At 54.0% G+C, this 22,613-nt stretch carries 16 protein-coding genes and 1 pseudogene; 9 read left to right on the forward strand and 8 right to left on the reverse strand.

What is annotated here, in order from left to right:
- Positions 1-45 precede the first annotated feature (45 nt).
- Positions 46-225 (forward strand): hypothetical protein, encoded by a 180-nt coding sequence (locus RT120_RS04335; protein ID WP_312979879.1) that lies wholly within the window; start codon positions 46-48, stop codon positions 223-225.
- A 48-nt stretch (positions 226-273) separates the two neighbouring features.
- Here RT120_RS04335 and RT120_RS04340 read toward each other — a convergent pair whose 3' ends face one another.
- On the reverse strand, positions 274-1,296 hold the full coding sequence (locus tag RT120_RS04340; protein WP_312979881.1) for a LacI family DNA-binding transcriptional regulator: 1,023 nt from the start codon (positions 1,294-1,296) through the stop codon (positions 274-276).
- A gap of 379 nt (positions 1,297-1,675) precedes the next feature.
- Between RT120_RS04340 and RT120_RS04345 the strand changes: the two genes are divergently transcribed.
- Both RT120_RS04345 and RT120_RS04350 read left to right on the forward strand, forming a co-directional pair.
- Complete coding sequence (locus RT120_RS04345) at positions 1,676-2,872, forward strand: L-talarate/galactarate dehydratase (protein ID WP_312979883.1); 1,197 nt, start codon at positions 1,676-1,678, stop codon at positions 2,870-2,872.
- A gap of 108 nt (positions 2,873-2,980) precedes the next feature.
- The gene (locus tag RT120_RS04350; RefSeq protein ID WP_312979885.1) at positions 2,981-4,294 is read left to right on the forward strand and encodes an MFS transporter; all 1,314 of its coding nucleotides are present in this window, start codon (positions 2,981-2,983) and stop codon (positions 4,292-4,294) included.
- 104 nt (positions 4,295-4,398) lie between these two features.
- Here RT120_RS04350 and RT120_RS04355 read toward each other — a convergent pair whose 3' ends face one another.
- Positions 4,399-5,538: an ROK family protein gene (locus RT120_RS04355; RefSeq protein WP_409515024.1), complete on the reverse strand. Its 1,140-nt coding sequence runs from the start codon at positions 5,536-5,538 to the stop codon at positions 4,399-4,401.
- A gap of 173 nt (positions 5,539-5,711) precedes the next feature.
- Here RT120_RS04355 and RT120_RS04360 point away from each other — a divergent pair, with 173 nt between their 5' ends.
- From RT120_RS04360 to RT120_RS04385, 6 genes and pseudogenes are all read left to right on the forward strand, one after another.
- A complete protein-coding gene (locus tag RT120_RS04360) occupies positions 5,712-8,987 on the forward strand; it encodes a DUF5107 domain-containing protein (RefSeq protein ID WP_312979891.1) in 3,276 nt (1,091 codons plus the stop codon).
- Between the two features lie 51 nt (positions 8,988-9,038).
- Positions 9,039-10,487: pseudogene (locus RT120_RS04365) on the forward strand (sugar porter family MFS transporter); the annotation flags it as partial.
- Entirely contained in the window at positions 10,487-11,341 is an 855-nt protein-coding gene (locus RT120_RS04370; RefSeq protein ID WP_312979896.1) for an aldose 1-epimerase, read from the forward strand. The pseudogene RT120_RS04365 and the gene RT120_RS04370, both read left to right, overlap by 1 nt.
- Positions 11,342-11,714: 373 nt before the next feature.
- A complete protein-coding gene (locus tag RT120_RS04375; RefSeq protein ID WP_312979898.1) occupies positions 11,715-12,581 on the forward strand; it encodes a hypothetical protein in 867 nt (288 codons plus the stop codon).
- Between the two features lie 187 nt (positions 12,582-12,768).
- The gene (locus tag RT120_RS04380; protein WP_312979901.1) at positions 12,769-13,461 is read left to right on the forward strand and encodes an RraA family protein; all 693 of its coding nucleotides are present in this window, start codon (positions 12,769-12,771) and stop codon (positions 13,459-13,461) included.
- Between the two features lie 323 nt (positions 13,462-13,784).
- Complete coding sequence (locus tag RT120_RS04385; protein ID WP_312979903.1) at positions 13,785-14,570, forward strand: helix-turn-helix domain-containing protein; 786 nt, start codon at positions 13,785-13,787, stop codon at positions 14,568-14,570.
- A gap of 3 nt (positions 14,571-14,573) precedes the next feature.
- On the opposite strand, the gene mtr is transcribed toward RT120_RS04385, so the two are convergent.
- The 6 genes from mtr to fdnG all read right to left on the reverse strand — a co-directional run bounded on the left by mtr (position 14,574) and on the right by fdnG (position 22,448).
- Positions 14,574-15,818 carry a tryptophan permease gene (mtr, locus tag RT120_RS04390; RefSeq protein WP_312979905.1) on the reverse strand — a complete coding sequence of 415 codons (1,245 nt, stop codon included), beginning with the start codon at positions 15,816-15,818 and terminating at the stop codon, positions 14,574-14,576.
- A 203-nt stretch (positions 15,819-16,021) separates the two neighbouring features.
- Positions 16,022-17,410 carry a tryptophanase gene (tnaA, locus tag RT120_RS04395; RefSeq protein WP_312979907.1) on the reverse strand — a complete coding sequence of 463 codons (1,389 nt, stop codon included), beginning with the start codon at positions 17,408-17,410 and terminating at the stop codon, positions 16,022-16,024.
- Positions 17,411-17,532: 122 nt separating this feature from the next.
- The gene (tnaC, locus tag RT120_RS04400; RefSeq protein WP_312979910.1) at positions 17,533-17,661 is read right to left on the reverse strand and encodes a tryptophanase leader peptide; all 129 of its coding nucleotides are present in this window, start codon (positions 17,659-17,661) and stop codon (positions 17,533-17,535) included.
- Positions 17,662-17,869: 208 nt separating this feature from the next.
- Positions 17,870-18,508, reverse strand: a complete 639-nt coding sequence (gene fdnI, locus RT120_RS04405; RefSeq protein ID WP_312979913.1) for a formate dehydrogenase-N subunit gamma — start codon at positions 18,506-18,508, stop codon at positions 17,870-17,872.
- Positions 18,501-19,388 (reverse strand): formate dehydrogenase subunit beta, encoded by an 888-nt coding sequence (gene fdxH, locus RT120_RS04410; protein ID WP_312979916.1) that lies wholly within the window; start codon positions 19,386-19,388, stop codon positions 18,501-18,503. Before fdxH ends, fdnI begins: the two co-directional genes overlap by 8 nt.
- 9 nt (positions 19,389-19,397) lie before the next feature.
- Positions 19,398-22,448 (reverse strand): formate dehydrogenase-N subunit alpha, encoded by a 3,051-nt coding sequence (gene fdnG / locus RT120_RS04415; RefSeq protein WP_312979919.1) that lies wholly within the window; start codon positions 22,446-22,448, stop codon positions 19,398-19,400.
- Between the last annotated feature and the right edge of the window lie 165 nt (positions 22,449-22,613).

Genomic DNA, 22,613 nt, shown 5'->3' on the forward strand with positions numbered 1-22,613 from the left:
GATCAAGAATTCTGTGTCATGAATTATTTCTTTCTGGGGAAACATATGAACGAACCCACTACTAAAATAAAAATTGATGCCGAGTCTTTGCAAGCTGCGATAAAACGAGTCTCCGATTTTTGGGCAACCATTGATGGCGATAAACTTGCTCAGCTCTGCCTTGAGGAGAAAGACATGGATCTTATTGGACGCAAGAAAGACCCGAAAAAGTCACAGCACGATTAATTTTTTCTTTTCATGGATATGAAAAGGCTCCTATCGGGAGCCTTTTTGCTATGCCGATTCCCTTTCCATTAGCGTAAATCCAATATCCACAATCCCTTCCTCAACCGGCAGTCCTTCAATCTTGTCAGCCAGCAGCGTGGCGGCATCTTTGCCGATTTTCCAGCGGTCGATATTGACGGTAGTAATTGCCGGAATATTGCAGGCGGCGAAATCCAGATCGCCGAAGCCCATCACGGCAAGATCCTGCGGAACGCGCAACTGGTGAGTCTGGGCTTCGAAAATAGCCCCCTGCGCCAGGGTGTCCGAGCTGCAAATAATCGCGTCAAACGTCTGACGGGTTTTCAACAGTTCGGCAAGCCCGCTGCGCCCCAGCGCCATGGTCGCGGGTAGCGGCACTAACGCATCCTGCCACTGGCAATCGCCGTGGCGGTTAAGCACATCCAGCACACCCTTTTTACGCAACATGGCGCGTTTATCATCGGTCCAGATAAAACCAAACCGGCGGTGGCCTTTGTTAAGCAAGTATTCACCCATCGCGTTGCCGATTTTTTCGTGAGAGAAACCCACCAGCATATCAATCGGCGTGGGGGTTAAATCCCAGATTTCCACCACCGGCAGTTCGGTGTTGATGATGGCTTTTTTGAGTTCGTTATTGTGATGAATGCCGGTTAGCACAATACCGTCAGGGCGGCGGGAGAGCAGCGTCGAAACAAGTTCGGTTTCGCTTTCATGGCTGTACCCCGCCACGCACAGCAGCATGTGATAACCCCGCACCGCCAGCTCATCGCTTAACGACTGCACGGTATCGACAAACATATTGTTATTGATTTGCGGCACCACTATGGCAATCAGTTTGCTACGCCGTGAAGCCAGGCTGCCAGCTAACAGATTAGGGATATAACCGGTTACTTTCACCGCTTCCATGACTTTCGCCACGGTGGCCGGGCGAACGATGTTTGGCGTATTCAACGCGCGGCTTACCGTCATGGGAGACAGACCTGAGGCGCGGGCGACATCTTCGAGCGTCGGTGCGCGCGAAGCCGTTTTTCTGGCGTTTCGTTCACTTTTCAATTCAACAACCGTCCTCTGATGGAGCGTGAAAGCGCCGGTCATTATCGGCCAATTATCGCCCCGTATCCAGAAAGGATTCCGACCATACCGGGCGCATGAACTCGCTGATTATGCTCGTTTTTCACTCTTAACCTTATCACTCCTACCGCCAGAAATTTCATCAACGACCTTTCGCCCAAAATGATTGCGCAATCATTTAATAAAATCATCTACATTATTGATGGTTAAAATTCTCGATAAACCTCACAAAAAACGATCAGTTAAGTGGCTAATTGCGATCTGAATCGCATTTCAACCCGCAAAAGATAGCGCTAACATGCGCTCAGGCATACAAATGTTAGCGCAAACATTTTAAATCACCGGGTTAATGGAGACTCTTATGATCGATAGTGCTAACTCCCAGGCCGTGACCTACGCCAAAGTGACGAATGCGAAAACTGCCGCCGAGACCGGCGACCGCATTGCATGGGTAAAAATTTCCCTCTCTTTCCTGCCGCTGGCTACGCCGGTGAGCGACGCAAAAGTGCTGACTGGCCGTCAAAAGCCGTTAACCGAAGTGGCGATTATCTTTGCCGAAATCCGCACTCGCGACGGCTTCGAAGGCGTCGGTTTCAGCTACTCGAAACGCGCAGGCGGCCAGGGGATTTATGCGCACGCCAAAGAGATCGCCGATAATCTGCTGGGCGAAGATCCAAACGATATCGACAAGATCTACACCAAACTGCTGTGGGCGGGCGCGTCCGTGGGCCGCAGCGGCATGGCGGTGCAGGCGATCTCCCCGATCGATATCGCACTGTGGGATTTGAAAGCCAAACGCGCCGGGCTTCCGCTGGCGAAACTACTCGGTTCGCACCGCGATTCTGTGCAGTGCTACAACACCTCCGGCGGCTTCCTGCATACTCCGCTGGATCAGGTGCTGAAGAACGTGGCGATCTCCCGTGAAAGCGGCATTGGGGGCATCAAACTGAAAGTGGGCCAGCCGAATACGCAGGAAGATATCCGCCGCTTAACCGCCGTGCGTAAAGAGTTGGGCGATGCTTTCCCGCTGATGGTCGACGCAAACCAGCAGTGGGACCGCGAAACCGCTATCCGCATGGGCCGTAAAATGGAAGATTTCAACCTGATCTGGATTGAAGAGCCGCTGGACGCCTACGACGTGGAAGGCCATGCCGCGCTGACTGCCGCGCTGGATACTCCTATCGCCACCGGTGAAATGCTCACCAGTTTCCGCGAACATGAACAGCTGATCCTCGGCAACGCCAGCGACTTCGTCCAGCCGGACGCGCCGCGCGTCGGCGGCATCTCACCGTTTTTGAAAATTATGGATCTGGCCGCCAAACACGGTCGCAAGCTGGCACCGCATTTCGCTATGGAAGTGCACCTCCACCTGGCGGCGGCCTACCCTATCGAGCCGTGGCTGGAGCATTTCGAATGGTTGAACCCGATGTTCAACGAACAGCTCGAACTGCGCGATGGCCGGATGCACGTTTCCGACCGTCATGGTCTGGGCTTCTCTATTAGCGAGCAGGCCCGTAAATGGACGGTGCTGGAATGCGAATTCGGTAAGCAACCTTAATTTTTCCGGGTGGATAAATAATAACGGCGTCAGACCGGGCATTATCCACCTGGAATAAATACCATCCTCTCGTTCACAATTAATAACCCTACGCAGGAGTTATCTTCCATGGATAATTTCAAGGCCAAAACCCATGTTCGCTATACGATTTTAATTTTTTTATTTTTAGCTACCGTATTTAATTATGCCGACCGCGCCACGTTATCCGTAGTGGCTCCGTTTATGAGTAAAGAATTAGCTTTCGATCCGGAAATGATGGGGCTGGCGTTTTCCTCATTTGGTATTTCCTATGTGATTATGCAAATCCCCGGCGGCTGGCTGCTGGACCGCTACGGCTCCCGGCTGGTCTATGGCGTGGCGCTGATTGGCTGGTCGCTGGTGACCATGTTACAGGGTACGATTTACCTGTTTGCCACCCCGCTGATGGCGCTGGTCACGCTGCGTTTACTGATGGGCGCGATTGAGGCACCGGCTTTCCCGGCCAACAGCCGGTTAAGCGTGCAGTGGTTCCCGAATAAAGAACGCGGATTTGTCACCTCGGTTTACCAGGCGGCGCAGTATATTTCTTTAGGCATCGTTACGCCGTTAATGACCATTATTTTGCATAATTTAAGCTGGCATTATGTGTTTTATTATATCGGCGGTATCGGCATTATTCTTGGCATATTCTGGCTGAGTTTTGTTCAGGACCCGTTTAAGCACAAGAAAATTAACCAGCAGGAACTCGATTATATTAAGCAAGGCGGCGGCGAGCCGGAATTAGGCAAGCAGGAGAAGAAACAAAAAATCTCGCTGGCGCAATTAAAACAGGTCTGCGTGAATCGCATGATGATCGGCGTGTATATCGGCCAGTTCTGCGTCACGTCCATCACCTGGTTCTTCCTCACCTGGTTTCCGACCTATTTGTACCAGGCCAAAGGGATGTCGATCCTTAAGGTGGGGTTAATCGCCTCTATACCGGCAATTGCCGGGTTCGCGGGCGGTTTAATCGGCGGGATGTTCTCGGACTCTTTGCTGCGTAAAGGCCACAGCCTGACTTACGCCCGTAAAGTGCCGATCATCTGCGGCATGTTGCTCTCTTGCGTAATTGTGAGCGCTAACTACACCCAGTCGGAAGTGATTGTGGTGGCGGCGATGAGCATTGCGTTCTTTGCCAAAGGCTTCGGCAACCTGGGCTGGTGTGTGCTGAGCGACACCTCGCCAAAAGAAGTGCTGGGCGTGGCGGGCGGTGTATTCAATATGTGCGGCAACCTGGCGAGCATCATCACTCCGCTGGTGATCGGCTACATCCTGACCACCACCCACTCTTTTGATTACGCCATTTTATACGTCGGCTCGATGGGGCTGATTGGCCTGTTTTCTTACGTATTTATTGTCGGTCCGCTGGATCGCATTAAATTGCAGCCACTGGCGGCTGCGTAATTGGTGTTTTAAATAGCACACGTGCTGGACGGCCCGCACTCACTGCCGCCAGCACGTTTTTTCAACACTGTCTGCAACAATAACGCCTAATGAAACCGTTTTGTCTAAAAATTCTCCAGCGCCTTCTCCACATACAAATAGCCAATCCCCATAATCTGCTGCGCCCGGCTTAACTGCCCAAAGGCGACTCGCGTGGCGTTGACACGCGTTGGGTCCGCCGGATCGAACGGGTTAGTGCTTATTTGCCGGGTAATAGCCGCCAGCCAGCGCTCGCCAAACTCGCAGCAGCGTCCGTAAAACCAGATCTGGTTGATATTCAGGATATTGAGAAAGTTATACAGGCTCAGGCCAATCGTGGTGGCGCCGTTTTCCACCCACTGCGCCACCATCGGATCGTGCTGCCGCCACAGGGTCAGCAAATGTGCCGTGGTGAGTTTGTCGATATCCTGATCGCCCATCCCCGGCTGGCTTTTAAACCACACCCGCGCCTGCTTTTTTAACGCCGTCAGGGAAGCCACCGTCTCCAGGCAGCCGTAGCGCCCGCAGGTGCAGGCCATACCGTCCGGGTCGACGATGGTGTGGCCAATCTGGCCGCTGCCGTACAGGCTGCCGCGATAAATCTGCCGGTTAATCACAAACGAAGATCCAATTCCATAATCGACGTTAATCACGCAAAAATCCTGCTGGCGGCTGGGGTTCTGCCACTTTTCCGCCAGCGCCAGCATCACGCAGTCGTTATCCACCAGCACCGGCCATTTGAGCTTTTCTTCCAGCAGATATTTGATTTCCACCGGTGCTTTCCACGGGGCCTGCGGCATGGTTTGCGACACGCCGGTGACCGGGTCCACCTGCCCGTGGATGGCGATGGCAAGACGGAACGTATTGCCGCTCCAGGTTTTGGCGTATTGATGGCAAATCCTTAACATCGCCGCGAGCAGCGCTTCCGGGTGCGGCGCATCGACATGGGTTTTTGCGTATTCGCCCAGCGGTGATAGCTGCTGATCCGCCAACTGGCTTTCGATGGTGGTCGGCGTCACGTTCAGGCACAGGGTTAACGGCCCGGTTAACGGGATCTGGTAGCTGCCGCTGCTTAATCCGCGTTTACTCAACGTGTGCTGTGAATGAGCCAGATGCCCCTCCTCTACCAGCTCGTCGAGAATATTACTCACGGCAGGAATCGACAGGTCGGTCTGGCGCGCCAACTGCGATTTGCTGACCACTTTTTCCTGCCAAATCAGCGTCATTAACGCCTTTTTATTGTACTGCCGCACCCGCTGATTATTCAGTCCAACGATCGTCACTTCACTAAACTCCGTTAACTGTATTCCGTGACCACTGCGTGTTACCGCCACGAATTTGTTGTCCAGAATGACAGCATACCTTATTTCACTGTCATTTTTTTACTGGAGAGATGCACATGTACGGCAACGTGAAGGTCTGGCGAGAGAGCATTTCCTTACCGACATGGACCACGGGTCAGGAAGATCCGAACCCAATGTTTCTCGAAAAACGCGTTTACCAGGGGTCATCCGGCGCGGTCTATCCGTATGGCGTGATTGATACGCTCACCGGTGAGCGCGAAGACAAAATCTATCAGGCAGTCTGGCTGGAAAACGACTTTATCAAAGTCATGTTGCTGCCTGAGCTGGGCGGGCGCATCCACCGGGCGTGGGATAAAGTGATGCAGCGCGACTTCGTTTACTACAACGACGTGGTCAAGCCCGCGCTGGTCGGCCTGGTTGGCCCGTGGATCTCCGGCGGGATCGAGTTTAACTGGCCGCAGCACCATCGCCCCACCACGTTTATGCCGGTGGATGTGACGATTAAAGATAATGACGACGGCTCGCAAACCGTCTGGCTGGGTGAAGTGGAGCCGATGCGCGGCTTGCAGGTGATGACCGGTTTTACGCTCTATCCACACAAAGCGCTGATTGAAATTACCGGCAAAGTCTTTAACCCCAACGCCACACCGCGCCACTTCCTGTGGTGGGCTAACCCCGCCGTGAAAGGCGGCGACGATCACCAGAGCGTCTTCCCGCCAGACGTCACCGCGGTATTCGACCACGGCAAACGCGACGTCTCCTCGTTCCCGATTGCTCATGGCACCTATTACAAAGTGGACTACTCGGCGGGCGTGGATATCTCGCGCTACAAAAACATCCCGGTGCCCACCTCCTACATGGCGGATAAATCGGATTACGATTTTGTCGGTGCCTGGCACCACGGGGAAAACGGCGGGCTGCTACACGTGGCAGATCACCACGTATCGCCGGGCAAAAAACAGTGGAGCTGGGGCTATGGCGATTTCGGCCAGGCCTGGGATCGTAACCTGACCGATGAAAACGGCCCGTATATTGAGCTGATGACCGGGGTCTTCACCGACAACCAGCCGGACTTTACGTGGATTGCGCCGTTCGAAGAAAAAGTCTTTGTGCAGAACTTCCTGCCGTATAGCCATCTCGGGACGTTGCAGAACGCCAACACCGACGCGGCGATCAAGCTGGAGCGCCACAGCGGGCAACTGCATCTCGGCGTCTACGCTATTGCGCCGCTGACCGACGTGACGCTGGAACTGTCACAAAACGGGGACGTTGTCTGGCAGCAGCCGCTGACGTTAACCCCGGCTCAGGCCTGGCAGGAAACCCTTGCCGATAGCTTCCCGGACCGTCTGACTTTACTTCTTCGTGACGCCAGCGGCCAGCCGATGCTGGATTACCTTGAGCATATTGCTGAAGAAACGCCGCTGCCCGATGCCGCCTGCGCCCCGGCGCTGCCTGCGGACATCACCAACGGCGATGAACTCTATTTCATCGGCCAGCATCTGGAGCAATACCTGCACGCCAGCCGTTCCGCCTTCGATTATTATCTGCGCGCGCTGGAACTCGACCCGAACGATTACCGCTGCAATGTGGCGCTGGCAACGCTGGAGTTTAACCGCGCCCGGTGGCCGCAGGCACAGGCGTATGCCGAAGCGGCGCTAAAACGTGCGCACCGCCTGAATAAAAACCCGCAATGCGGCCAGGCCAGCCAACTGCTGGGCGCGGCGCTGGAGAAACAGGGCCAGCTTGATGCGGCTTACGATCACTATTTCAAAGCCAGCTGGAGCGGCAACTGCCGGGACGCGGCATTCTATGACCTGGCCCGTCTGGCCCTGCGCCGTGGCGATAGCGCCAAAGCGCTGGCGTTCTGCCAGCAAAGCCTGCGGTTCAACGCCAGCAACAACCTGGCAATGGCGCTGAATGCCCTGCTGATGGCGCAAAACGGTCAGCGCGACGCGGCATTAACTTACGCTGAGCAGCAGCTTACCGACTACCCGCTGAGCTACGCGCTGCACTACGCCCGCTATGCCATTTCGAAAAGTGAGCAAGCGCTTACTCAACTGCGTGACGTGACCAACCAGCGCGGCGTTAACGCTTCGGTGCTGGCGGGATGGCTGGTGAATCTGGGCATGAAAGCTGAGGCCCGCGAGCTGCTGGCATTGCTGGATAACCTGGAGACGCTGCCGCTGCTGTGGCGTGCGACGCTGGCAGAAGACGCCGCGCAGCGCCAGCACTGGCTGGATCAGGCCAAAGCCAATTTTTCCATCAAAGTACGCTTCCCGAACCTGGTAGAGGAAGTAGAAATGCTGCGCCAGCTACCGGAAGACGGCTTCGCGCAATATCTGCTGGGCTGTTTCTGTTACAGCAAAAAGCTGTATCCGGAAGCGGTGGCCTGCTGGGAGTTTACCCGCCAGCAACTGCCTGACTTCGCCGCCGTTCATCGCCTGCTGGGTATTTGGTCCTGGAACAAACAACACGATGCCGCGCAGGCGGAAGCCTCGCTGCGCAAAGCGGCAGAACTGGAGCCAGGAAACCCGCGCCTGCTGTTCGAGTTGGATTACCTGCATAAACAACTGTGCCGCCCTGGCGCGCAGCGCCTGTCTCTGCTGGAAAAACACCAACCTGTGGTACTGATGCGTGACGATCTTACCGCCGAATTGCTCAGCCTGTGGCATATCCACGGCAAAAACGCCGAGGCTCATGCGGTGCTGGCAGAACGCACGTTCCACCCCTGGGAAGGCGGCGAAGGAAAAGTCACCGGCCAGTATCTGATTAACCAGCAGCGCCGCGCATTAGAGGCGATCCACCACGGCGATTACCGCCGCGCGCAAACCCTGCTGAAAGAAGCGCTGCACTACCCGCTTAATCTCGGCGAAGGCCGCCTGGCCGGGCAAACCGATAACGACATCTGGTATCTACTGGGCTGGTGCGCCGAACAGCAACAGGAAACCCAGCAAGCCGATGCAGCCTGGCGGCAGGCCACCCAGGGCGACGCGGGCCTCGATGCCGGACGCTACTACAACGATCAGCCGGTGGATTACCAGTTCTGGCAGGCCATGGCACTGAAGCGCCTCGGTGAGCACCAGCAGGCCGACGCCCGCTTCCGCCAGTTTATCGACTGGGGGCAGCAGCACCAGAACGACCCGGTGGAAAGCGATTTCTTCGCGGTCTCCCTGCCGGATCTGGTGGTGCTGGACAGCGACCCGCAGCTGCGCCAGCGCCAGCACTGCCTGTTTGTCGAAGCGCTGGGCTATCTGGGGCTGGGCGAGCGCCACGCCTTTAGCGAGCGCATCGACACCCTACTCACGCTCAACCCGGCGCACGATAAAGCGCATCTGCTGCTGGCCCTGAGCAAGAGTCCGATCCTTGGTTAACTAAACGGGGGGAGCAATCCCCCTACCCATAACAACTTCTCTCAACGGGAGAGGAACATCATGCATAACACTCAACAACTCCGTATGGGCTACATATGGATGATTTGCCTGGTCGCCGCCTGCGGTGGCCTGTTATTTGGTTACGACTGGGTGGTGATTGGCGGGGCGAAACCCTTTTATGAGGCCTATTTCAATATTACCGATCCGGCGGTGTCCGGCTGGGCGATGAGCTCCGCGCTGGTAGGCTGCATTTTCGGCGCGTTTATCTCGGGCTGGTGCGCCGACAGGCTGGGCCGCAAAATCCCGCTGATCATTGCGGCAATCCTGTTTACGCTTTCGGCGTGGGGCACGGCAGTCGCCACTCACTTCGATCTGTTCGTGGTGTTCCGTATTGTGGGTGGTATCGGGATTGGCCTGGCAGCGGCAGTAAGCCCGATGTATATCGCCGAAGTCAGTCCGGCGGAAAAGCGCGGCAAGTTCGTGGCTATCAACCAGCTGACAATCGTGATCGGCGTGCTGGCCGCGCAGTTGATTAACCTGGCGATTGCCCAACCGGTGGCCGCTAACGCCACACTGATGGAAATCCAGCAGAGCTGGAACGGTCAGATGGGCTGGCGCTGGATGTTCGCCGCCTGCGGAGTACCGTCGTTCCTGTTCCTGGTGATGATGTTCTTTGTGCCGGAATCTCCGCGCTGGCTGGCCTATGCCGGGAAAACCGAACGCGCCCGTAAAACGCTGCTGAAAATCGGTTCGCAACACTATGCCGATACGACTCTTGCGGACATTAAGCAGACCCTGAGCGCTGATGCCAGCGCCCAGAAAGTGAGTTATTCCGCCCTGCTGGAGCCAAAAGTGAAGCCGATTATCATCATCGGCATGGTGCTGGCGGTGTTCCAGCAGTGGTGCGGCATTAACGTCATCTTTAACTACGCCCAGGAAATTTTCGCCTCCGCCGGTTTCGATATTAACAGCACGCTGAAATCGATTGTCGCCACGGGCTTAATCAACCTGGTGTTCACCCTCATCGCGCTGCCGCTGGTCGATAAACTGGGCCGTCGCAAGCTGATGCTGATTGGCGCGGCGGGCCTGACGGTGATTTATGCGCTGATCGCCGCCGCCTACGGCCTGGGCATTCTCGGCTGGCCGGTGCTGGTACTGGTGCTTGCCGCTATCGCCATTTACGCGCTGACTCTCGCGCCAGTTACCTGGGTGTTGCTGTCGGAAATCTTCCCCAACCGGGTGCGCGGCCTGGCCATGTCGGTCGGTACGCTGGCGCTGTGGGTGGCCTGCTTTATTCTCACCTACACCTTCCCGCTGCTGAACGCCGGGCTGGGCGCGGCGGGTAGCTTTATGCTCTATGGCGTGATTTGCGCGGCAGGTTATATTTTCGTCCTGCGTAAAGTGCCGGAAACCAAAGGCGTCACGCTGGAAGCACTGGAAAAACAAATGGCAGACGGCAATCCGCTGCATGCCTCCTCCGCGCATCGCGTAAGCCAGTAATGGAGATCTTCACGCTACAAAACCCGCATCTTCAGATGCGGGTCACCTCACAAGGCGCGGCACTGCTGGCGCTGGAAACCGCCACTCAGCAACCGATACTCCGTCCCTGGCAGGGCGATACTCCCTTTCATGCTGGCGAAAGCTCGCTATTTCCGATGTTACCGCTGGCAAACCGGGTAGCAGGAAACCGTTTTGCTCAACGTGGTAAAACGGTTAATTTGCCCGCCAGGCCTGGCGATCGGGACGGATTTTTACATGGCAATGGTTGGTTAACACAGTGGGAAGTCTCTGAAATCAAAGAGAACGCCATCACCCTGCAACGGCGTGCGAAGGAGACATGCGGCTTCGACTATCATGCACAAATCACTTATACCCTTGCAGAGACCCGGTTTATCGCGCAGTTAGTGATTACTCACTGTGGCGCTACACCAATGCTTTATGGGGCGGGGTTTCATCCTTTCTTTGCCAAAACGCCGCAAACGCAGCTGCAATTTTCTGCCAGCGGGTACTGGCCTGAAGATGAACGGCATTTACCGCTTGAATGGGCCTCTGTCATACCCGCCGCGCTGGATTTCATGGTGCCGTCCAGGCCTGGCGCGCAATGGATGAACAATGCATATTCCGGCTGGAATGGCGTTGCCCGGCTCATCAACGATGAAAGTGCAATTATTCTCCGTAGTGATACTCCGTGGCTGATGGTTTATCAGACGCCGCAAAGTGAATTTATTTGCCTGGAACCCCAGACGCATCCGGTAAACGCCCATAATCAGCCAGGGCAGCCGGGATTGCGGTTATTAATGGCGGGAGAGCATTTGGCATTTACCCTCCACATTGAGGCGCTGCAACAGTTGTGAAATTTTCCAGACCCTTTCAGAATAATGAAAAGGGTCTGAGCATTTTCTTAATCTCTCCGTATTTTCGCCCCTGAAATTTTGTGACGCACTTATCAAAACAAGAACAAATTTATCAGGTCAAAAGTTTCACCTATGAAAAGTGTTTATTTGTATAATTAATGCAACATCTTGATAAAAAACAACATTAATCTTTAACATTTATATAAATGCTTTCCTTTTTTACCAGTAAAAGCTTTTTTTGTTAAAACCGAGATATATATCTTTGTTTAACCCTAAGGTATTAAAAAACCGCGCAGGCCGAACCGTTGATCAGTGGGCGATATTTAATATTATATTAACCAGACCCCTGCTTGATCTTGTTTAAGGCCTATCGATGAAACAACTTCGCAGCCTAAAATGGTTTGGACGCAAAGAGAATTCAGTTTCTATCGCAAGGACTCGCCCGCAAAATCAGGAATTACCGAATGATGAGTCAGATCATTCTTTGCATACTCACATTTATTATTTCTGGATAAAGTGGTCATCTGGCAAGGTATACCTGCGTGCAGCGTTAACGACACCCACGCCAGGAATTTTACATAATGTACCCGGCCCGGGATATCAACAAACTATCAGGAACAATTCACTTAACGGATTAGCTCTTCTAAAAAAGTGGAATACCCCATCGCCTGGATACCTCAGAGGCGCGATAAACATGCGCTCAGTTGCCATGACAGGGGAATTTCACAATCATTTTCGTACAGGTATTATTTCAAATACATACCACGCTTGCCTCACAAACACGACGCCCAGCAACCCGCAACCCTCGTATGTTCAGCGATTCTTATCAGCTCTCTCAGTAGACTCGTTAATAGCCAGCGCCTCGATCTCGCTTAAGGCATTACGTGACCAGAATCGGAATATTCCGTTACTGAAGGATTTGAAGCATCGGGGCAAATACTTATCCGAAGATTTTGATTATGCTGGCGGGAAAAGTTTTGCGATTAATCGGCGAAGGAATAAGCGTTACTCTCGTGCCTTCACCGCGAATTCACAAAAATCATCAGGGCTTTATTACGGGCGTCGGGTTTATGGTGACAGGGCTTATACATTGTTGCTCCGATCAGAATGGAATAATACCCGTACCCTTGCAGTAATGGATAGTCTGTGGCTTGATAGCGCAAACATTAAACATTTATCTGCTACCTACCCGTTGAAAAATCAAAAGGCCAAACAATGTGCATTCGAAAATACCGAATAATATAACCATAAAATCAACGCAAGTGATTCTATGGTTATAACTTTTAACGCATGATCAGCGCATACATCCACATTGGTAACCAACCCTACTGAAGGCTAATTCAGAAGCCGGGCTTGACTTACTTAAGGAAGGGTCAAGTTCATAAATAAAATTCGAATCTCATCCGGCATAAGCAGAGGAGTTATTGATGAGTCAATACTGGTCAGACGACAATATGCTTTTTTCACTGGTAAAAGAAAAACTCTTTGTTGCTTTAGTCGGCGATGTTATGGATACGATGGGTTTACAACATCAATTCTTGAATCCGCAACTTAAACCTATTGATCCCAATATGGTGATTATTGGTCGCGCTATGCCGGTACTGGAAGCCGATTTTTTTCAACAGCAGGCAACGGGTCATAATGAAATAAGCGAAAAGCCGTTTGGTTTACTGTTTCATGCATTAGACGATCTTAAGGAAAATGAAATATTTATTTGTGCTGGAGGGTCGCTGCGTTATGCCCAGTGGGGTGGCTTAATGACGATGCGTGCGCTTCAGTGCGGCGCTGCGGGGGCGGTTATTCATGGCTTCCATCGCGATACGAATGAAATCCTGCGTCTTAACTTTCCCGTCGCGTCTTTTGGCAGTTACGCCCAGGACCAGGGCCCGCGCGGCAAGGTGGTTGACTGGCGCGTGCCCATTGAGCTTGATGGCGTACGTGTGGCACCCGGCGATGTCATCTATGGCGATCGGGATGGCGTATTAGTTATCCCCGCCCAGGCCGTGGATGATGCCTTCCACGGCGCATTCGAAAAAGCCGAAGGGGAAGGCAGGATATTAGCCGCACTTAAGGAAGGTATGACGACGGTTGAAGCCTACAACAAATTCGGAATTATATAAGTCGTCCCGATCCTTAACATTATTTATGGGGTTTCAAATGAAAAATATCGTATCGAAACGAAGCCAGTTTATGAGACACCCGGTTTCAATATTATTTCATTTGAAGCTATTTTAATGCCAGGCCTCACTTCGCGCGTTAAAGCATCAATATTACCCATTAAAGAAGGGTTGAAAGTCCGAATTAAGTTGAATTAGCTGTAATTGAGAACCCTGATAGATTTTATTACTTCTTTTTTTTGAAATGGTCAACACCCTGTTAAGCGATAAGCGCCCCGCCTGTCGTCGGCACACTTTACTCATCTTAATATTTTCTGGGAGGCAGAATGTCTAATCGCACCGCCGCGTACCGCGCCCCGGCATTAAGTCGGGGGCTTCAGGTGCTCATGCATCTGGCTAACTGCGGTACGCCCAAAAGCATGGGACAGTTAGTGATCGAACTGGAGTCATCATTCAGTCAACTTTTCCGTATCGTCGTCTGTCTGGAAGATGAAGGGTATCTTTCTCAGGATGCACAGCGCTATTACCACCTGACGGATAAACTCTTGTTGCGCAACAGCCCTCACTGGATCCGTGAGCTGGCGACGTCGCCGTTTTGCATCGATCAAATGAGAGACTTTAGCTGGCGAACCAATCAGCCCTGCCATCTTGCAGCCTGCCATGACAACGCGATTCGTATCTGCGCGCATGCCCATCCCGATTTCACGCCGTCAATCAGCGCGCGCGAAGGGTCGGTGTTGAATACGGTTAAGTCCAGCTCATCGCTGCTTTTTCTCGCCATGGCGAACGATCATGACGCATGGTCGCTGATGCGTAACTACAGGCTTGACCACACGTTACGTGGCGTGCTAACGGAACAGCTCGCTGAAATCGCGTTGCAGGGATATGCGCAAATTGTGCACGATCACATCGTGGGGTTGACCTCTATTTCTTATCCGATAAAGGGGATTGATGGTTTTGCCAAAGCGGTAATTACCTGTCCCTATTTCGAACGGGTACCGGGCAATTTTCAGGAAGTGAAACGGGCGCTGGAAACGCTGGCCCATAGCCTGAGTGAGGAGCTGTGCCGGTTAGTATTCAGGCCTGAAGCGCAAGCGCTCAGGCCTGAATAACGGTTATTTATAAACTGGCAGCAGATTCATGCTAAACAAAATATGGATTAACGCGTTGGCGGCACCGAAGAGCAGGATCAGTGCAATCATCGCGTTGCCACCCCACACCCGGTAGCGCGGGCTACCGAAACGTTGCCGGGAAGCGCGCGCCAGCAGTGCCGGAACAATCGCCGCCCACACCGTGGCGGCAAGCCCGGCGAATCCGATAGCGTATATAAACCCGTTCGGCCAGATTAAACCACCGAGGATTGGCGGTAAGAACGTCACCAGCGCGGTTTTAAACCGCCCCTGGCGGCTGTCGTCGAATTTAAACAGGTCGGCCAGATAGTCAAATAAGCCTAACGTCACGCCCAGGAAGGAGCTGGCGACCGCGAAGTTAGAGAAAACGGTTAATAGCAGATCGAGGGTTGAGCTGCTTAATAAGCCGCTCAGGGTTTGCACCAGTACGTCAATATTGCCGCCCTTTTCGGCGATGTCGATAAACGCCGGGCGCGGAATATTGCCCATAGTGCCTACCAGCCAGATCACATACAGCACCAGCGCCATTAACGTGCCTAATAGCAGGCAGCGGCGAATGGTTAACGGATCTTTGCCGTAATACTTCATCAGGCTCGGTACGTTGCCGTGATAGCCAAACGACGCCAGGCAGAACGGCAGCGTCATCAACACATACGGCAGATATTGCGGGGCAACCTCCGCTTCATTCAGCAGTACTGCTGGCTGGACGTGCCACAGCAGGCCGCCAAAGGTCATAAAAAAGGTAAGGATTTTGGCGCCCAGAACGAGGGTGGTCATCCGGCTCACCGCCCGGGTGCTTAGCCAGACGATAAACGCCACCGCTAAGGCAAACAACAATCCCCCCAGCCTGGCCGGGAAATCAATATTCATTTGCGAGAAAGTGTGATGAATAACCGATCCGCTGGCAGAGATATAGGCGTAGGTTAATATATAAAGTACAAACGCAACGGTAACGCCATTAATAATATTCCAGTGTTTACCTAGCAGATCTTTGGTAATGGTGTCGAAGCTTGCCCCTATATGATAATTAAGATTCGCTTCCAGGATCATTAATCCGGAATGCAACATACAAAACCAGGTAAAGACTAATGCCAGCAGTGACCAAAAAAACCAGGCGCCGGACATAACAACCGGCAATGAAAACATGCCTGCGCCAATAATGGTTCCACCAATAATCATCGCGCCGCCAATTAACGACGGGGTACTATTTGTAACCGATAATGTAGCCATGTAGCGTTTTCCTCGCGAGGCTAAATACACTTCACCATTCAAGCTGTATCTGCGTTGGCTGCCTTCGTTCACCCCAGTCGCTTATTTATGTAAGATCCTGGGGATTCACTCAGTTGCCGCCTTGATACAGCTCGAATAGTTTTGTGTATTCTTTATCCTGGAACAAATATTGAGCGCTCCTGTTGCGGGAGCGCCTGTTTATATTATTTAACGGGTTTCAGGCGAGCGACAAAGTGGCGCAGCACAGGCGGCTCATAGGTGAAGGTCAACCCTTTGATGGTGGACGCGCGCGCTTTCACGGCAATTAACGCATCGGCGATGTAATCCATATGGTCATTGGTATAAACGCGGCGCGGTATGGTCAGACGCAGCAGTTCCATTGGCGACGGTTTCTGCTCGCCGGTTTCCGGGTCGCGGCCCAGCAGCAGTGAACCAATCTCTACGCTACGGATGCCCGCTTCGAGGTACAGTTCGTTATTCAGCGCATGCGCCGGGAACTGTTCCGCCGGGATGTGGGGTAGCAGCAGTTTGGCGTCGACAAACACCGCGTGACCGCCGGTCGGGTACTGAATTGGGATACCGCCTTCGCGCAGACGTTCGCCCAGATATTCCACCTGGTTGATACGGTACGCCAGGAAGTCTTCATTGGTGCCCTCTTCCAGGCCAATCGCCAGCGCTTCCATATCGCGCCCCGCCAGCCCGCCATAGGTGACAAAGCCTTCCATCGGCACACAGCGGATTCGAACTTCGTTAAACAGGTCTTCGTCGTCGCGGAAGCAGCACAGGCCGCCAATGTTCACCAGCGGATCTTTCTTCGCAGACATAGTCAGCATGTCGCCGTACTGGTACATCTCGCGGATAATCTCTTTCACGCTTTTACTGGCGTAGCCTTCTTCGCGCTGCTTGATAAACCAGGCGTTTTCGCAGAAGCGCGCGGAGTCGATGACTACCGGAATATTGTGCTGTTTGGCGATGTCATACACTTCGCGCATATTCGCCAGCGACACCGGCTGCCCGCCAGAGCTATTACAGGTAACGGTGGTAATGATTGCCGCTACGTTTTCCGCACCGTGTTCCGCAATAGTTGCCTTCAACTGCGGGATATCGAAATTGCCTTTCCAGTCATACCAGGAGGTGGTGTCGAACGCTTTCGGCGTCACCACGTTAATCGCTTTCGCGCCGTTTAACTCGACGTGCGCGGCGGTGGTATCAAAGTGGAAGTTGGAAATAAACACCGGGCGTTTGGATTTGCAGCGCGCAATCAGGCTGGGGAACAGGATCTGCTCCGCGCCACGGCCCTGGTGGGTCGGGATGGTGTAGGGATAGCCGATAATCTCCTGCACTTTTTCGCACAGATTGAAGTAGTTGCGTGAACCGGCGTAGGCTTCGTCGCCCATCATCAGGCCAGCCCACTGGCGGTCGCTCATTGCCCCGGTGCCGGAGTCGGTCAGCAGATCGATATAGACATCTTCGCTTTTTAGCAGGAAAGGGTTATATCCCGCTTCTTCCAGCGCTTTAACGCGATCGTCAAAGGTGGTCATGCGAATGTTTTCAACCATTTTAATGCGGAACGGCTCAGGAATGCGTTTCATAATATATCCTCCAAAAAATTACCCTGCTGCGCGGAAAATATTTACGGCGGATCAATGCGCAATAAATATCATCCAAACGCAGTGTTCAGATTGTCTGTTTTAATAAGGGAATAACCGGAGAATTAACGAGGAAAATCGTTGGAAATGCGCGGGTCGAGATTATACCAGGCGTTTAAGCCACCTTTCGCTATGAGGCGATAACACGCGGTGTGTTTCATTACATCGTCCTCTGTCTGGTTAAAAAGAATCATAAAGATAACCAGGTTTTAAAATTTGTCCGTGATTAAATGCACAATTTAACTATTCGCTATAAGACTATTTATTTCTCTCACTTTTAGTAACGAATTTATTAACCAGCATCACGAAAGGATATATCTGAGAGGCGGTATTACCCGTAATCGAAAATGTGATAAATGCCTCAGGCGGATAATATACCTGAGGCAGTGTCGTTTCAGGCAATTAGCCCTGGCTGTTGCGTCGCGCCATCAGCTTACGATACCAGCGCGGATGGTGCTTGCGCGCCCACCTCTGGCTGACGCGGCCTTCGATCATGCCCTTAATCGACCCTTTAACCCAGAACGCCATATAGATGTGGATCAGGATCGCGTGAATCAGCACGATGGCGACCACCGCGTGGATCAGCAGGCTATAGCGGATCGCCGGGATCGGGAAAGAGTCGGCGAACCAGGGCCGCCAGATGATCACCCCGCTCACCAGCAACACGAAAATCATGCTCATGATGGTCCAGAACATCATCTTCTGCCCGGCGTTATATTTGCCGACGTCCGCCACGTGGTGCTCGTTGCCCTTCAGCACTTCAACAATATTCTTCACCCATGAGATGTCTTCCCGCTCCGGCAGGTTGTGCTTTACAAAGCGGAAAAACATAAACATCAGCATCACAAAGGTCAGCACGCCGAAGAAGGGATGCAAAATGCGCCCCATCTGCGGGGTGCCGAAGGTTTGCGTGAGCCATTGTAAGGTTGGGAAAAACAGCGCGATGCCCGACAGCGCCACCAGGAAAAAGCAGATCACCACCGTCCAGTGAACGGCGCGGTCAATAAAACGGGTGCGCAGGATGTTGGGTTCGTTATTCATGGATGTCCTCCGATTTCTCTTCCGTGGATTCGGTATTCGGACCCACGCCGATGTAGTGGAAAATCAGCCCGGCAAAGGTCGCCAGGAAGCCGAGGGTGGCCAGCGGTTTTAACGCGCCCTTCCACAGGTTGATGGAGGTATCAATGTGCGGGTCGGCCTTCAGTCCGTGGTATAGCGCCGGATTGTCGGCGTGATGCAGCACATACATCACATGGGTGCCGCCTACGCCCTGTGGGTCATATAGCCCGGCGTTGGGGTAGCCGCGCGATTTGAGATCGGCGATACGCATTTCGGCAACCTCAATCATCTCCTGTTTGGTGCCGAACTGGATTGCGCCGGTCGGGCATGTTTTTACACATGCCGGCTCCTGGCCCACCGCCACGCGATCCACGCACAGGGTACATTTGTATACCCGGTTATCCTCTTTATTGAGGCGCGGAATATTGAACGGACAGCCCGCGATGCAGTAACCGCAGCCGATGCAGTGTTCAGACTGAAAATCAACGATGCCGTTTTTGTACTGAATAATCGCCCCTGCCGCCGGGCAGGCCTTAAGGCATCCCGGATCGGCGCAGTGCATACAGCCGTCTTTGCGGATCAGCCATTCCAGGCGGCCATGCTCTTTGGTTTCGCTAAAGCGCATCACCGTCCAGGCTTTAGCGTCCAGATCGATGGGGTTATCGTAAACGCCAATGTTTTCACCCACGTCGGTGCGGATGTCGTTCCACTCGGAACACGCCACCTGGCAGCCTTTACAGCCGATGCAGGTCGACACGTCGATAAGCTTGGCGACCTCCTGCTTAAAATCGCGCGCCTCGGGGGGCGGTGTTAATCCGTTAGTCGCGGAAATGTTAATGATGTCCTGAGATTGCATAGACACAGGCGCTCCTTACAGCTTTTCAATATTGACGAGGAACGCCTTGAACTCCGGCGTTTGCGAGTTGGCGTCACCGACGCTCGGCGTCAGGGTATTGGCGAGGAACCCTTTGCGCGTGGTGCCTTCAAAACCCCAGTGGCAGGGAATGCCGATAGTAGAGACCGGTTTTCCGTCCACGTTCAGGGTATGCAGGCGCGCGGTCACCACCGCTTTGGCTTTGATAAACCCACGGCGCGATGACACTTTTACCCAGTCCCCGGCGCTGATGCCCTTCTCTTTCGCCAGTTGCTCGCCCACTTCGACAAACTGCTGCGGCTGGGCGATGGCGTTGATCAACGCGTGCTTGGTCCAGTGGCGGAACAATTCGGTTATGGAATAGGTGGTCGCCACATACGGGAAGTTTTCCGCCGTGCCGAGCATTTTTGCGTCGCGCTCGAAAATGCGTGCTACCGGGCTGTGCACCACCTTCGGGTGCAGCGGATTGGTGCCAATCGGGCTTTCCATCGGTTCGTAGTGCTCCGGGAACGGGCCATCGGCCAGTTTTTTGAGCGCAAACAGATGGCCGAGACCGTCCGGCAGCATGATAAACGGACCAACTTTGTCCTCTGGCGCGGCGGTTGGCGGGTAATCCGGTACGTCAAAACCCTGCCACTGTTTGCCGTTCCACTGCATCAGCGGGCGTTCCGGGTCCCAGGCTTTGCCCTGTGCATCGGAAGAGGCGCGGTTATACAGGATGCGGCGGTTCATCGGCCACGCCCACGACCAGTTGTTGACCGCTCCCAGGCCGGACGGATCGGCGTTATCGCGATTCGCCATCTGGTTGCCCTGCTCGGTCCAACTGCCGGTGTAAATCCAGCACAGGCTGCTGGTCGAGCCGTCGTCGCGCAGATGGGCGAAGGCGCTTAACTGCTGGCCTGCTTTGGCGATCAGCGTACCGTCTTTGTCATACACATCCTGCCAGGCGCGGCCGTTAGATTCCCGGGCGATCTCTTCCGGCTGGGGATCGTGCGGATCGGCATAGTTCCAGTCGATAGCCTGAAGCGGCTCCGCACCCACCCCGCCCTCTTCGCGATACAGCTCGCGCAGGCGCAGGAACAGATGGGCGAGAATTTTGCTGTCATGCAGCGCTTCGCCCGGCGGATTGGCGGCGGCGTAGTGCCACTGCAACCAGCGTGAGGAGTTAGCCACCGAGCCGTTTTCTTCCGCAAAGCAGGCGGTGGGTAAACGGAACACTTCGGTCTGGATGGCGCTGCTGTCCACGGCATTCATTTCGTCATGGTTTTGCCAGAAGCTGGCGGTTTCGGTGGCCAGCGGGTCCATCACCACCATGTATTTCAGCGTCGAAAACGCGTCTACCGCTTTATTTTTATTGGGAAACGACGCCAGCGCGTTAAAACCCTGCACCAGCAGACCGTTGAACTGGCCGTCTACCATCTGGTTGACCATGCTCATCACATCGTATTTTTTGTCCCATTTCGGCAGGAAGTCATAGCCCCACTGGTTGTCGGCAGTGGCGGCATTGCCGTAAAAGCCTTTCAGCAGGCTCACCATAAATGCCGGGGTGTTTTTCCAGTAATTCACCTGGCCCGGCATCACCGATTTCGGCGTGGTTTGCTCAAGAAAGGTTTGCAGCGAGGTTTGCTTTTCACTCGGCAGCGGCAGATACCCTGGCAACGAGCCGTCCAGCAGGCCGAGGTCGGTATAACCCTGCACGTTGGAGTGGCCGCGCAGCGCGTTGATGCCGCCGCCCATCATGCCAATGTTGCCCAGCAGCAGTTGCACGATGGCGGCGGTACGGATGATCTGCGCGCCGTTGGTATGATGCGTCCAGCCCAGCGCGTAGAGGATCGAACCGGCTTTGTTTTTAGCCGCGGTTTCGGAAAGGGTTTTGGCGATGCTCAGAAAATCGGCTTTCGGCGTACCACAGAGCGTTTCTACCATCTCCGGGGTGTAGCGGCTGACGTGGGCTTTCAGCAAATTAAACACGCAGCGCGGGTGGCTCAGGGTGTCATCGCGTTTAATCTGGCCCTGGGCGTCCAGTTCGTAGGCCCAGGTGCTGCGATCGTACTGGCGGGTGGCCTCGTCGTAGCCGCTAAACAGCCCGTCGGTAAAGCTGAAGTCCTCGCGTACGATCAGCGCGGCGTTGGTGAATTCACGCACATATTCATGCTGGATTTTGTCATTGGTCAGTAGGTAATGGGCGATACCGGCCAGAAACGCCACGTCGCTGCCTGGGCGCAGCGGTGCATACAGATCGGCCACGGCGGCGGAACGGTTAAAGCGCGGATCAACCACCAGCAGCTTGGCGCCACGGCGTTTTTTCGCTTCCACCACCCATTTGAAGCCCACCGGGTGCGCTTCGGCGGCGTTACCGCCCATAATCAGGATCACGTCGGCATTGCGGATGTCGATCCAGTTGTTGGTCATCGCCCCGCGACCAAAGCTCGGTGCCAGCGCCGCTACCGTTGGGCCGTGACACAGGCGCGCCTGGTTTTCTACGGCGACCATGCCTAAACCACGCGCGAATTTATTATCGATAATCCCGGTTTCGTTACTGGCGGCAGAGGAACACAGCATGCTGGTAGTGGCCCAGCGGTTCACCGTCACGCCCTGTTTATTGGTGGTGACGAAGTTGGCATCACGGTCCGCCTTCATCAGGCGCGCGATGCGTTCAAACGCCTCGTCCCAGCTAATGCGCTGCCATTTATCGCTGCCCGGCGCGCGGTATTCCGGGTACTGTAAACGCTGTTTGCTGTGAATAAAGTCGATCAGACCCGCGCCTTTCGGGCACAGCGAACCCCGGCTCACCGGATGATCGGCATCGCCTTCGATATGAAAAATACTGGAAGTGCTGTTTTTTGCGCCGTCGCCCAGGCCGTACATAATCAGCCCGCAGCCCACGGAGCAGTAGGTGCAGTTATTTCGGGTCTCTTTGGCGCGTAACAGTTTGTACTGACGCGGCGCGGCTGAGACATCAAACGGCGCGAAGCCCAGCGCGGTCAGGGTGGTACCGGCCATCCCGCCGGCACACATTTTGAAAAAGCCCCTACGGTTAACTTGCATTTCTTCACCACTGTTGTTGTTTTCGTGGCGAAAAAATAGCAACTCAGCAAGTTCAAAAATTGCCTCAAATCAAGCCGCTAGCGCGACTACCCCTAACATTCCCGTGGGTTTATAACCCCCCGTCCGCAGAGGGTTAGGGTTTTGTGACACCAGCGGGGTAGAAAG

It is taken from the genome of Atlantibacter sp. (assembly GCF_032062175.1).
Taxonomy (GTDB): domain Bacteria; phylum Pseudomonadota; class Gammaproteobacteria; order Enterobacterales; family Enterobacteriaceae; genus Atlantibacter.